The organism is Pseudomonas sp. MWU13-2100 (genome assembly GCF_023242365.1).
Classification (GTDB): Bacteria; Pseudomonadota; Gammaproteobacteria; order Pseudomonadales; family Pseudomonadaceae; genus Aquipseudomonas.
In genome coordinates this window covers 1-12,805 of the sequence record NZ_JALLIX010000061.1, presented here as the reverse complement: position 1 = coordinate 12,805, position 12,805 = coordinate 1, and the positions used below count along the sequence as shown (strand labels likewise).

Here is a 12,805-nt window from a genome sequence, read left to right as displayed (position 1 = left end):
TATTGAGTCGTAGGCCGGAACCCTGTGACTTTTTTGCTTTCTAATACACTGTTTCATGGGGCCTGACGGCCCTTGTTTCTCTATCTCATTTTGTGGATATCCAATGTCATCGAACAAGTCTCTCGCCCTGGCCATCTGCCTGACCGTGACCGGTTGCGCGCAAACTCCACAAAGTGCGGACAAGGACATTGCTCAAGCACCAGCGACAGCTAGCGCCAGCACCCCCGCCGCCGCAGGGGCCAAGGATGTCGCCAAGATCCCGGCCAAACCCGCTGCGCCCGCGCCAGCCGCCAAGGATGTCGCCAAGTCCGCCACTCCGGCAGCCCCCGCGGCTCCGGCAGCTGGCGCGGATACGGGTGGCAATTGGTGGTGGCCGTTCGGTTCGTCCGACAAGACCGGCGTGAAGGAATCGGCCCAGGCCGCCGCGCCGGCTGCCAAGCCACAAGACACGCCCGTGCCACTGGCCACGGCGGTTGCCGTCGCTACGACCCCGGTGCCACAGGCCGACCCGGCCACCCATTGGTGGTGGCCGTTCGGCAGTTCGGACAAGGCCAAGGAATCGGCGCCGCCGCCGGTCAAGGCCGTGCCGATGCCCGATCCGAAAGTCACCCAGGCCTGGCTCGACGACTACGAGCCGCGCCTGCGCACCGCGATCCTGAACAGTTCCCTGAAGTTGGAGCGGCGTGAAAACGTGTTGGTGGTCATTGCCCCGGTGGACGGTTTCTACAACCCCAAGCGTCCGGAAATGTTGCTGCCGGTCACCCTCGGTCCTTTCAGCCGCATCGCCAAGACCGTCGAGGGTGATCCCAAGACCGCCGTGCTGATCCTCGGCCATGGCGACAATAGCGCCAGTGCCGAGTCGACCCGGACCTTGAGCCAGCAACGGGCTCAGTCCGTAGCGGCGATTTTCGGCCTCAGCGGCCTGCATCGTGATCGCCTGATGTTGCGTGGCATGGGGGCGGACATGCCGCGTGCCGCCAACGACAGCAACGAAGGCCGTGCCCTGAACCGTCGTGTGGAAATCATCCTGACGCCGCAGAACACCATGGTTGCGTTGTTGAGCAAATACAGCATCCCGGTTCCGGCTCCACTTCCAGCCACCCAGTTGGCGGCTGCGGACGTCAAGCCGGCAGTGGCCCCAGCACCTGCGGCGAAGAAAGCCACGACCAAGGGCAAGGCTGCGGCCAAGAAAACCTCGGTTCACAAGAAGGCTCCGGTGAAGAAGGCTCCGGTCAAGAAGGCAGCGGACAAGGCAGCCGCATCGGCGAAGAAAGATGCCAGCAGCGACAGCTCGGCCAAGAACTGACCTGACGATCGAGAGGAACGCGCCATGACTCAAACCCTGGCGGATATGCGCCGCGACTATACCCGTGACGGTCTCACCGAGGCCCAGGCTCCGGCCGAACCGTTTGCGCTGTTCCACCAGTGGTTTGCCGAGGCGGTGAAGACCGAGCAGGCGCCCGTCGAAGCCAATGCCATGACTCTGGCGACGGTGGATGAGGAAGGGCGTCCGCATTGCCGCATCCTGTTGCTCAAGGGTTTGGACGAGGCGGGGTTTACCTTCTTCACCAACTACGAAAGCGACAAGGGCCGGCAACTGGCGGCCCGTCCCTTTGCCGCGATGACCTTCTTCTGGCCGAGCCTGGAGCGCCAGGTGCGGATCGAGGGGCGGGTGGTCAAGGTCTCGGCGCGGGAGTCGGATGCCTACTTCCAGGTCCGTCCCCTGGGCAGTCGGTTGGGGGCCTGGGCTTCGCCGCAAAGTCGGGTGATTGCCGACCGGGAGGAGCTTGAGGGCTTGCTCAGGAACACCGAGGCGCGCTTCAGCGATACACAGCCCGACTGCCCCGAGCACTGGGGCGGCTATCGTTTGCTGCCGGAACGCATCGAGTTCTGGCAGGGACGCGCCAGCCGCCTGCATGACCGCCTCGACTACCGTCTGCTCGGCGCGGATTGGACGCGCCAGCGTCTCGCGCCTTAGCGTTTAGCCGAGCCGTCAGCGCTTCGATCCGGCGACGCTGAACCAGCGTTCGCCTGATCGCCGCCCGGCGAGTGTTGTTCCCGGCCTTGCAGCGGGTAGCTTGCAGCGGCGGCCTCAAGCCATTGTTGCAAGTCCCGGCGCTTGACCTTCTGCTCCCTGGCCGCGGCCAGGCGTTCCAGCATGAACTTTTTGTATAATTCGTTGTCTCCCGCTAGCGATAATGCCAGGTCGCGGTCTGTCCAGCGTCTGATCCTGAAGTACAGCCAGCCGTGGAAATACAGTCCGGCTGCTGTAGCGATTGCGATGATCAAGTAGTCCATGTCGGCTCTTTGCCAGTTGGGTCGTTGTCGTAACGATTCGGTTGTCGCTGATTGTTTCAACTGCTTGGCAGCCCGGGCAGGCGGATCGAAATCGCGCTACTCTGTATTCCCGTTTGTTTGGACGCCGAGGCTGTACTGGCGCTGAATGAAAGCATTTTATCCGTGCGCTGCCGTGACAGGGATCAAGCTGCGGAGTTTAATTAAAGTCATTTCCTTTGGAGTTGATCCTATGCGTAAGTCTGTTTTGTTGATTGCTTCCTTTTCCACAATGGCTATGTTGCTGGGTGGTTGCACCAACAGCCTGACTGGCGATTCCTATTCCCGTGACGAAGCGCGCCGCGTCCAGACCATCCGCATGGGCACCATCGAGTCGCTGCGTCCGGTGAAAATCGAAGGTACTAACACGCCTATCGGTGCCGGTACCGGTGCAATTATCGGCGGCGTCGGCGGCAGCGCCATCGGCGGTGGCCGTGGCAGTATCGTCACCGCGGTGATCGGCGCGGTCGCCGGTGGCGTGCTGGGCAACATGGCTGAAAAAGGCCTGACCAGCACCCAGGGCGTTGAAATCACCGTGCGTGAAGACGACGGTAGTATGCGTGCCTATGTGCAGGAAGTTCAGCCGAACGAAATCTTCCGGGTTGGCGAGCGTGTGCGTATCTCCACTGTGGGTGGCACCAGCCGCGTCTCCCACTGAGTTCGCCATCAGTCTTGAAAAGAAACCCCGGCCAGGTAACTGGTCGGGGTTTTCTTTTTCTGCTGCGCTGAAGATTGCCGCGAACCCTGCGGATGTAGCGTCTTGATCCTGGCTCCTACAAGGGCATGGTGTTCGCAGGCTTGCGGCTGGCCACCGCTGTCACGGCATAGCCGATCAGCGCCGCGAGGATGGAGCCTGTCAGAATGCCCATGCGGTCCATGCCCGCATAGTCGTTGTGACCCGGCATAAAGGCCAGGGAACCCACGAACAGACTCATGGTGAAACCTATCCCGCAGAGGATCGCCACACCGAACAACTGCCCCCAGTTGGCGTCGCGAGGCAGCGCCGCCAGGCCAGTGCGGACCGCCAGCCAGGTCAGGCCGAAGACGCCGACCGTCTTGCCGATCAGCAGGCCGGCGGCAATGCCCATCGGCACATGGTGGGTGAAGCTTTCCAGGTTCACCCCCACCAGGGACACGCCGGCGTTGGCGAAGGCGAACAGCGGCAGGATGCCGAATGCCACCCAGGGGTGCAGCGCGTGCTCCAGGCTCAATAGCGGCGAGGTTTCGGCGTGGCGGGTGCGCAATGGGATGCAGAACGCCAGGGTCACGCCGGCCAAGGTGGCATGCACACCGCTCTTGAGCACGCAGACCCAGAGAATCAGGCCGATCACCATGTACGGCCCGAGCTTGACCACGCCCAGGCGATTCATTGCGATCAGCGCCACCAGGCAGGCCCCTGCCAGCGCCAGTGACAGCGTCGACAGTTCATGGGAATAGAAGATCGCAATGACGATGATCGCGCCCAGGTCGTCGATGATCGCCAGGGTCATCAGGAACAGTTTCAGTGACACCGGCACCCGCTTGCCGAGCAAGGCCAGCACCCCGAGGGCGAAGGCGATGTCGGTGGCCATGGGAATCGCCCAGCCAGCCAGGGCCGCCGGATTGTCACGGTTGAGGAACCAGTAGATCAGCGCCGGCACCACCATGCCGCCGATGGCTGCCGCACCCGGCAGCACCACCTGCGAGGGCTTGGACAGATGGCCTTCGAGGAGTTCGCGCTTGACCTCCAGGCCGATCAGCAGGAAGAACAGCGCCATCAGGCCGTCGTTGATCCATAGCAGGAGAGGTTTGGCGATTTTCAGTGCGCCGATCTGGGCCACCACCGGCACATCCAGCAGGCCGGCGTAGAGGTGCGACAACGGTGAGTTGTTGATGATCAGGGCCAGGGCTGCAGCGGCAATCAATAGCAGACCGCTGGCAGCTTCCAACTGAAAGAAACGGGTGAAAGTGCTACGCAGAGGCAAGGTCGCTCTCCATCGATGAATTCAAAAAGGTAGGACACCCTAACCCGTACTGTTAGTTGTTAAAACAAAAATTATATTCGTTTTTGTTATAAGCGGGTCATTGAAGGGTGATTGCAAAAAGCCTAGCAGTTGTGTGTCTAAATGCGTCTTCACTGTATCTGTGCGTAGCGTAGGAAACTTCCTATAGTTAGCGGATTATTGCGATGGGGCCTGCCAGGGGCCCTATCTCTGTTTATCCTTCAACGGTTTGGCCCAGGGCCAGTGCCGCAGCCAGCGTCAGTGCTTTCGAGCGCCTTCGTTCCAAGACGAGTACCCATCATGAGCGACAACCGACAGTGGGCCCGGGAAGCGATCCGGATCATTGAAGCCGACTTCCAGCGCAGTGCCGATACCCACTTGATCCCTTTGCCGTTGCCGGGGCTGCCGGGCATCGAGTTGTACTTCAAGGACGAGTCCAGCCATCCGACCGGCAGCCTGAAGCACCGCCTGGCCCGTTCGCTGTTCCTCTATGCGCTGTGCAATGGCTGGTTGCGCCCGGGCGGGCCGGTGATCGAGGCATCCAGCGGTTCGACGGCGATCTCCGAAGCCTACTTCGCGCGCCTGCTGGGCTTGCCGTTTATCGCGGTGATGCCGGCCACCACTTCCCAGGAAAAGATCGCGCAGATCGCCTTCTACGGCGGCAAGAGCCACCTGGTGCAGGATCCGACGCAAATCTACGCCGAGTCCGAGCGCCTGGCCCGGGAGAGCGGTGGTCATTTCATGGACCAGTTCACCTACGCCGAGCGGGCCACCGACTGGCGGGCGAACAACAACATCGCCGAGTCGATCTTCCAGCAACTGCGTTTCGAGCGTCATCCGGAACCGAGTTGGCTGATATCCAGTCCCGGTACCGGTGGTACCACGGCGACCCTCGGCCGTTATGTGCGCTATCGCCAGCATTGCACCCGGGTGTTGTGCGCTGATGCCGAGCGTTCGGTGTTCTTCGATTTCTACCAGACAGGGGACGCCGGCCTGCGCCTGGACTGCGGTTCGCGGATCGAAGGGATCGGGCGGCCGCGGGTCGAGGCGTCGTTCCTGCCCAAGGTGATCGATGCCATGGTCAAGGTGCCGGATGCCTTGTCCCTGGCGGCCATGCATTACCTGGCGCGGCGTTTGGGTCGGCGGGTCGGCGGTTCCAGCGGAACCAACCTGATCGGTGCGCTGATGGCGGCACGGCAGATGGTCCAGGCGGGGGAGAGCGGTTCGATCGTGGCGATCCTCTGTGATGGCGGCGAGCGTTACGCCACCACCTACTACGACCCGCAGTGGCTGAAGACCCAGGGCTATGAACTGGACGGCCTGATCGCGACCGTGGCCGCCAGCGTCGAGCGCGGCGAGGCGTTGCCCGAGAGCGTACTGCGGGCCGGGATCTGATTCGAGCGTTCCTCCTGCAGAACTGACATTACGCTGTCCAGTCAGGGGAATGGGTTGTTGAAGGACACCCCTTCACTGTGGGAGCGGTGCTTGCCCGCGAAGCTTTTGGCGTTCTTGCGGGCCCCTTCGCGAGCAAGCTCTGCTCCCACAGTCTTGAACCGTACCTGAATGTTACGTATGGCAGAAAGCCTGTGGGAGCGGAGCTTGCCCGCGAAGCTTTTGGCGTTCTTGAGGGCCCCTTCGCGAGCAAGCTCTGCTCCCACAGTCTTGAGCCGTACCTGAATGTTACATATGGCAGAAAGCCTGTGGGAGCGGAGCTTGCCCGCGAAGCTTTTAGCGTTCTTGAGGGCCCCTTCGCGAGCAAGCTCTGCTCCCACAGTCTTGAACCGTACCTGAATGTTACATATGGCAGAAAGCCTGTGGGAGCGGAGCTTGCCCGCGAAGCTTTTAGCGTTCTTGAGGGCCCCTTCGCGAGCAAGCTCTGCTCCCACAGTCTTGAGCCGTACCTGAATGTTACTTATGGCAGAAAGCCTGTGGGAGCGGAGCTTGCCCGCGAAGCTTTTAGCGTTCTTGAGGGCCCCTTCGCGAGCAAGCTCTGCTCCCACAGGTATGGGGAGCCACAAGTTAGTCCTCGGCAGTTCCTGTGATTACAGGCTGAAGCCGCCATCCAACGGGATGATATTGCCCGTCATGTAAGCCCCGGCCGTGCTCGCCAGGCTGATCGCCAGCGCGGCCATCTCTTCCTCGCGCCCCCAGCGCTTCATGGGAATCAACGCAGTATCTTCAGCCAGCGCCTGCACATCGTTGCCGATATGCCGGGTCATCTTGCTCGGAAAGCGCCCCGGTGCGATTACATTGACGTTGATGTGCTGGCTGACCAGTTCCCGGGCCAGAATCCGCGACAGCTGATGCAGGGCGGCTTTGCTCGGGCCATAGGCATAGGCTTGTTCGCCGAAGGAAGAAATCCCCGCTACCGAACCGATATTGATGATTCGCGCCGGGTTCGCCGCCGAACCGGCCTTGCGCAATAACGGCAGGAACTGCTGGATGCAGTTGAACACCGAGGTCACGTTCAGCTGCATGACCTTTTCCCAGCCCTTCACCGGATAGCTTTCCAGCGGCGCGCCCCAGGTGGTGCCGGCGTTGTTGACGAGGATATCCAGCCGATCTATCTGCTCGCCCAGGCGTGTCGCCAGCGCCAGCACGCCTTCCTCGGTCGCCAGGTTGGCGGCCAGGGCCTGGCAGTGGCCAAGGGCGCCGAGTTCATCGGCGGTCTGCTGGCAGGCTTCGACATCCCGGGCACAGACGTAGACGTGGGCACCAGCCTCGACAAAGGCCTTGGCGATCATCTTGCCGATGCCACGGGTACCGCCGGTGACCAGCGCAGTGCGGCCTTGCAGGGAGAAGTAAGGGTGCATGGCGAATCCTGAGTGCGAAAAGGTGTCGATACCCTAGCCGTCAGGAGTCAAAAGCGGAGCCACTATTGGGCGGCGCAATGATGCGCCATGCACGTCGAAGCGGGTCAGCCGCGAACGCGCAGCGTCAGGCCCTTGAGGAAGTTGCGCAGCAACTGGTCGCCGCAGGGGCGGTAGTTGGTGTGGCCGAACTTGCGGAACAGCGCACTCAGCTCGGGCTTGGACACCGGGAACTCGGCGGCCTTGAGAATGGCGTGCATGTCGTCTTCCTTCAGTTCGAAGGCGACCCGCAGTTTCTTCAGGATGATGTTGTTGGTCACCGGCAGCTCGACCGGCAGCGGTGGCCGGCTTTCGTCCTTGCCCCGCTTGAAGATCACCAGGCCATCGAGAAAGTGCGCCATGACCTCGTCCGGGCAATGCACGAAGCCTTCTTCTTCATCCTTTTTCAGGTAGGTGACGACATCGGCCTTGGCTACTTCGAAGCCGGTCAGCTTGATGATCTCGACGACCTTGTTGTCGCTGATGTCGAGCATGTAGCGCACGCTACGCAGTACGTCGTTGTGAATCATGTGAGCCATCCTGAGAGGTAGACGTCGCGCGTCTGCGCGACGTTGAAACGGGGGTTAGAATTTTTCTTTGGTCGACAGGTAGCGCCATTGGCCCACGGGCACCTTGCCGATGGAGACGCCGCCGATGCGGATCCGACGGATGGACACGACCTTGAGCCCGACCGCCTGGCAAAACAGCGCGATCACCCCGGGCTGTGGATTTTTCATCGCGAAACGCAGGCGGTTCTCGTTCTGCCAGCTGGCCTTGACGGCCGGCAGCTCGCGGCCCTTGTAAGTCAGGCCGTGGCTCAGGCGGTTGAGGCCGTGCTCGACGATGTCGCCGCTGACTTCCACCACATATTCCTGTTCGATCTTGGCAGTGTCGGCGGTGAGCTTACGGAGGATTTTCCAGTCCTGAGTGAATACCACCAGGCCGCTGGCGCCGGCTTGCAGGTCGGCGCCGGCGGTCAGGCGCAGGAAATGCCCCTTGAGCGGGCGCTTGCCGTAGCGGTGTTCCTCGGAGAGCGTCTCGGCATGCAGCAGTTGCATGGCTGCGTCGAGGTCCAGGCCGACCGGCTGGTGCAGCAGCAGGGTCACCGGTTCCGGCGCGGTGGCCTTGGCTTCGGGGTCCAGTTCGACTTTCTGGGCTTCGACCTTGAACTGCGGCTCGTCGATGACTTCGCCATCGACCGTGACCCAGCCGCCTTCGATGAACAGTTCGGCCTCCCGACGGGAGCAGCCGACCAGCTCGATCAGGCGTTTGGAAAGGCGAATGGGTTCAGACATGACGGCGGCCGTAAAAAAGGGGGGCGACTATTGTACCTGCCTGGCGCCGGTTAAGCCCGGCAACATTTGTCGCACTCAGCGCTTCAGGCGCAGATGCAGCAACGGATAGGGCTGGCCCATGCCGTCCTTTTCCGAACGCCCGATCACCTCGAAGCCCTGCTTGAAGTAGAAGCCGACCGCCTGGGTGTTTTGTTCGTTGACGTCCAGTTCATCGGCATTCAGGTGTTCGATGGCGTAGCGCAGCAGCTGTTTGCCCAGGCCCGTGCCGCGTGCTTGTGGGGCAATGAACAACATTTCGACCTTGCCCGCCGCGACCCCGGCAAACCCGGTGATGCGCTGGCGCGAGTCGCGGGTACAGACCAGCATGACCGCATCCAGGTAGTGGGTCAGCAGCATGTTCTTCAGCAGCTTGATGTAGCTGTCCGGCAGGAAGTCATGGGTGGCGCGCACCGAGGCTTCCCAGAGCTGGGCCAGTTCCGGGTAGTCACCGGGCTTGGGGGTTTGGATCACCGGCAGCTGGCGCATGCAGCGGATTCCTTCCGTAACGGTTGTTCATGAGCCAGACTATAGCCGTAAAAAAGCCCCGCATCTCGTTGAAAGAGCGGGGCTTTTCAGTTTATTTACAGCTTAGATCGTTTCCGCCCAGAGATCGTATTCGTCGGCGTCGGTGACGCGGCACCAGACCTTGTCGCCGGGCTTGAGATCGCCGGCACCTTCGATGAACACGTTGCCGTCGATTTCCGGGGCGTCGAAGAAGCAACGGCCGACCGCGCCTTGTTCGTCGACTTCGTCGATCAACACTTCAATATCGCGGCCGATACGCAGTTGCAGGCGGGCGCTGCTGATGGCCTGTTGATGGGCCATGAAGCGATCCCAGCGCTCCTGCTTGACGTCATCCGGGACCACGTCCAGGCCAAGGTCGTTGGCCGGAGCGCCTTCCACTGGGGAGTACTGGAAGCAGCCGACGCGGTCGAGCTGGGCTTCGGTCAGCCAGTCGAGCAGGTACTGGAAGTCTTCCTCGGTTTCGCCGGGGAAACCGACGATAAAGGTCGACCGGATGATCAGGTCCGGACAGATTTCCCGCCAGTTCTTGATCCGCGCCAGGGTCTTGTCTTCGAACGCCGGGCGTTTCATCGACTTGAGCACTTTCGGGCTGGCGTGCTGGAACGGGATGTCCAGGTACGGCAGGATCTTGCCGGCCGCCATCAACGGGATCAGTTCGTCGACATGCGGGTACGGGTAGACGTAGTGCAGGCGCACCCACACGCCCAGGCTGCCGAGGGCTTCGCACAGCTCGGTCATGCGGGTTTTCACCGGCGCGCCGTTCCAGAAGCCGGTGCGGTATTTCACGTCGACGCCGTAGGCGCTGGTGTCCTGGGAGATCACCAGCAGTTCCTTGACCCCGGACTTGACCAGGCGCTGGGCCTCGTCGAGCACGTCGCCGACCGGACGGCTGACCAGCTTGCCACGCATCGACGGGATGATGCAGAAGCTGCAGCTGTGGTTGCAGCCTTCGGAAATCTTCAGGTAAGCGTAGTGGCGCGGGGTCAGCTTGATGCCTTGCGGCGGCACCAGGTCGATCAGCGGGTTGTGGTCCTGGCGCGGCGGTACCACCTGGTGCACGGCATTGACCACCTGCTCGTACTGCTGCGGGCCGGTCACGGCCAGCACACTGGGGTGCACCTTGCGGATGTTGCCTTCTTCGACGCCCATGCAGCCGGTGACGATCACCTTGCCGTTTTCCTTGATGGCTTCGCCGATCACTTCCAGGGACTCGGCCTTGGCGCTGTCGATAAAGCCGCAGGTGTTGACCACTACGACATCGGCGTCCTGGTAGGTGGACACCACGTCATAGCCTTCCATGCGCAGTTGCGTAAGGATGCGCTCGGAATCGACCAGTGCTTTCGGGCAACCCAGGGATACGAAGCCGACCTTGGGGTTGGCTGGCGTGGTAGGGGTGGACATGTCTAACCTCGGTATAGGGTGTCGAGCCGCTTGGGACAAGGGCATCGCGTGGGCGCTGCTGCGCCTCTGATCAAAAAGTGCGCAATTCTAGCGATGGCCGAGGCACTTGACCAGCTTTATGCAGGGAAATGCGACGAGTGCTGCGCTATGCTTCGCCCGATGCGAGTCGCTGTCATTTTTTGTTTCAAATATCCGATGACTTATAAATCGTCGGCAACTGTAAGAAAAACAGCGCATGCTGCGTGAAAAAAGCATAGTGCTTCTTGAAAGAAGCCTTAGTCCGGGGTGTAGGAGTAGTTGATGGGTGGTCAGGCAGTGAGTGAGGGGCAGGTCGGGCACTCGACGGCAAAGCCGTTGGGTATGCTGGTAGCGGCGGTAGGGGTGGTGTACGGCGACATCGGCACCAGTCCGTTATATACCCTCAAGGAGGTGTTCACTGGTGGTTACGGGGTGCAGGTCAACCAGGACGGTGTCTTCGGGATCCTGGCACTGATCTTCTGGTCGCTGATCTGGGTGGTATCGATCAAGTACGTGTTGTTTATCCTGCGGGCCGACAACCAGGGCGAGGGCGGGATCATGGCCTTGACCGCACTGGCGCGGCGGGCCTCGGCGTCCTACCCGAAATTGCAGTCGACGCTGGTGGTTCTCGGCTTGATCGGCGCGGCACTGTTCTATGGCGACAGCATGATCACGCCGGCGATCTCGGTACTCTCGGCAGTCGAGGGTCTGGAAATCGCTTTCGACGGACTGGCACACTGGGTGGTCCCGCTGTCGCTGGTGGTGCTGGTGGGATTGTTCCTGATCCAGAGACACGGCACCGCGAGTATCGGCAAGTTGTTCGGGCCGGTGATGGTGGCGTGGTTCGTGATACTGGGGATCATGGGGGCCTATGGCATTTCCCTGCACCCTGAAGTGCTGAGCGCGTTGAACCCGATGTGGGGCGTGCACTTCTTTGTCATTCACCCGGGCATGGGCGTGACGATCCTGGGGGCGGTGGTGCTGGCGTTGACCGGTGCCGAAGCCTTGTATGCCGACATGGGCCACTTCGGTCGCAAGCCAATCGCTCGCGCCTGGTTCGCCCTGGTGCTGCCGGCGTTGGTGCTGAACTACTTCGGCCAGGGCGCCTTGCTGCTGGGAAGCCCGGACGCGGCGCGCAACCCCTTCTATCTGTTGGCGCCGGCCTGGGCCTTGGTTCCGCTGGTGGTGCTGTCGACCCTGGCGACGGTGATCGCTTCCCAGGCGGTGATTTCCGGGGCGTTCTCCCTGACCCGTCAGGCGATCCAGCTGGGCTACATTCCGCGCATGCATATCCAGCACACTTCGAGTGCCGAGCAGGGGCAAATCTACATCGGTGCGGTGAACTGGACCCTGATGATCGGCGTGATCCTGCTGGTGATCGGTTTCGGCTCGTCCAACGCCCTGGCCTCGGCTTATGGTGTGGCGGTGACCGGGACCATGCTGATCACCAGTATCCTGGTGGCGGCGGTGATGCTGCTGTTGTGGAAATGGTCGCCGATCCTGACCGTGCCGATCCTGGTGGGCTTCCTGTTGGTGGACGGGCTGTTCTTCGCCGCCAACGTGCCCAAGATCGTCCAGGGCGGTGCCTTTCCGGTGTTGGCGGGGATCGTGCTGTTTATCCTCATGACCACCTGGAAGCGCGGCAAGGAGCTGCTGATGGACCGTCTCGACGAAGGTGGCCTGCCATTGCCGATCTTTATCGGCAGCATTCGGGTGCAGCCGCCTCATCGGGTGCAGGGTACGGCGGTGTTCCTTACCGCGCGGCCGGATGCGGTGCCCCATGCGTTGTTGCACAACTTGCTGCACAACCAGGTACTGCATGAGCAGGTGGTGTTGCTGACGGTGGTCTACGAGGACATTCCGCGGGTGCCGGCACAGCGACGGTTCGAGGTTGATTCTTATGGTGAAGGGTTCTTCCGGGTCATCCTGCACTTCGGCTTTATTGATGAGCCGGATGTGCCCGAGGCGCTGAAGCTGTGCCATCTGGATGAGCTGGATTTCAGTCCGATGCGCACCACCTACTTCCTCAGTCGTGAGACGGTGATCGCTTCGAAGATCGTTGGCATGGCGCGTTGGAGGGAGAGTCTGTTCGCCTTTATGCTGAAGAATGCCAACGGTAACCTGCGCTTCTTCAAGCTGCCGGTAAACCGGGTGATCGAGTTGGGGACGCAGGTCGAGATCTGATTGTCCCGGCTATGAAAAAGCCCCCGTTGCCGTAAGGCAGTGGGGGCTTTTTCTTGGGCCGCGGGGTTGACGGTGTTTGCTGTGAGGCGCAGTCCTGTGGGAGCTGGCTTGCCGGCGAAGGGGGCCTTGAGATCGCCAGGAGCTTCGCGGGCAAGCACCGCTCCCACAGGTTTATGTC

General features: G+C 61.6%; 12 protein-coding genes and 1 pseudogene. 6 read left to right on the top strand and 7 right to left on the bottom strand.

Translation table 11 applies throughout. The annotated features are described in order from the left end of the window. Positions 1-103 precede the first annotated feature (103 nt). A complete protein-coding gene (locus M5B99_RS27705; protein WP_248807034.1) occupies positions 104-1,306 on the top strand; it encodes an OmpA family protein in 1,203 nt (400 codons plus the stop codon). Between the two features lie 24 nt (positions 1,307-1,330). Next, positions 1,331-1,978, top strand: a complete 648-nt coding sequence (gene pdxH, locus M5B99_RS27700) for a pyridoxamine 5'-phosphate oxidase (protein WP_248807033.1) — start codon at positions 1,331-1,333, stop codon at positions 1,976-1,978. A gap of 92 nt (positions 1,979-2,070) precedes the next feature. On the opposite strand, the pseudogene M5B99_RS27695 reads toward pdxH, so the two are convergent. Further along, positions 2,071-2,298: pseudogene (locus tag M5B99_RS27695) on the bottom strand (hypothetical protein); the annotation flags it as partial. Positions 2,299-2,527: 229 nt separating this feature from the next. On the opposite strand from M5B99_RS27695, the gene M5B99_RS27690 reads away from it, so the two are divergent. Beyond that, positions 2,528-2,992, top strand: coding sequence for a glycine zipper 2TM domain-containing protein (locus tag M5B99_RS27690; protein ID WP_248807032.1), 465 nt, complete (start codon positions 2,528-2,530; stop codon positions 2,990-2,992). Between the two features lie 115 nt (positions 2,993-3,107). Here M5B99_RS27690 and nhaA read toward each other — a convergent pair whose 3' ends face one another. Next, entirely contained in the window at positions 3,108-4,298 is a 1,191-nt protein-coding gene (gene nhaA / locus M5B99_RS27685; protein WP_248807031.1) for a Na+/H+ antiporter NhaA, read from the bottom strand. A 315-nt stretch (positions 4,299-4,613) separates the two neighbouring features. Between nhaA and M5B99_RS27680 the strand changes: the two genes are divergently transcribed. Beyond that, positions 4,614-5,711, top strand: a complete 1,098-nt coding sequence (locus tag M5B99_RS27680) for a PLP-dependent cysteine synthase family protein (RefSeq protein ID WP_248807049.1) — start codon at positions 4,614-4,616, stop codon at positions 5,709-5,711. Between the two features lie 86 nt (positions 5,712-5,797). Continuing rightward, positions 5,798-6,358, top strand: a complete 561-nt coding sequence (locus M5B99_RS27675; RefSeq protein WP_248807030.1) for a hypothetical protein — start codon at positions 5,798-5,800, stop codon at positions 6,356-6,358. On the opposite strand, the gene M5B99_RS27670 is transcribed toward M5B99_RS27675, so the two are convergent. From M5B99_RS27670 to rimO, 5 genes are all read right to left on the bottom strand, one after another. Continuing rightward, positions 6,359-7,129, bottom strand: coding sequence for an SDR family oxidoreductase (locus M5B99_RS27670; protein WP_248807029.1), 771 nt, complete (start codon positions 7,127-7,129; stop codon positions 6,359-6,361). A 104-nt stretch (positions 7,130-7,233) separates the two neighbouring features. Beyond that, complete coding sequence (locus M5B99_RS27665; RefSeq protein ID WP_248807028.1) at positions 7,234-7,695, bottom strand: DUF1456 family protein; 462 nt, start codon at positions 7,693-7,695, stop codon at positions 7,234-7,236. Between the two features lie 54 nt (positions 7,696-7,749). Further along, complete coding sequence (locus M5B99_RS27660) at positions 7,750-8,460, bottom strand: rRNA pseudouridine synthase (RefSeq protein WP_248807027.1); 711 nt, start codon at positions 8,458-8,460, stop codon at positions 7,750-7,752. Positions 8,461-8,535: 75 nt separating this feature from the next. Beyond that, complete coding sequence (locus tag M5B99_RS27655; protein WP_248807026.1) at positions 8,536-8,985, bottom strand: GNAT family N-acetyltransferase; 450 nt, start codon at positions 8,983-8,985, stop codon at positions 8,536-8,538. A 102-nt stretch (positions 8,986-9,087) separates the two neighbouring features. Then, complete coding sequence (gene rimO / locus M5B99_RS27650; protein ID WP_248807025.1) at positions 9,088-10,425, bottom strand: 30S ribosomal protein S12 methylthiotransferase RimO; 1,338 nt, start codon at positions 10,423-10,425, stop codon at positions 9,088-9,090. Between the two features lie 300 nt (positions 10,426-10,725). On the opposite strand from rimO, the gene M5B99_RS27645 reads away from it, so the two are divergent. Then, complete coding sequence (locus M5B99_RS27645; RefSeq protein ID WP_248807024.1) at positions 10,726-12,627, top strand: potassium transporter Kup; 1,902 nt, start codon at positions 10,726-10,728, stop codon at positions 12,625-12,627. Positions 12,628-12,805: the final 178 nt, after the last annotated feature.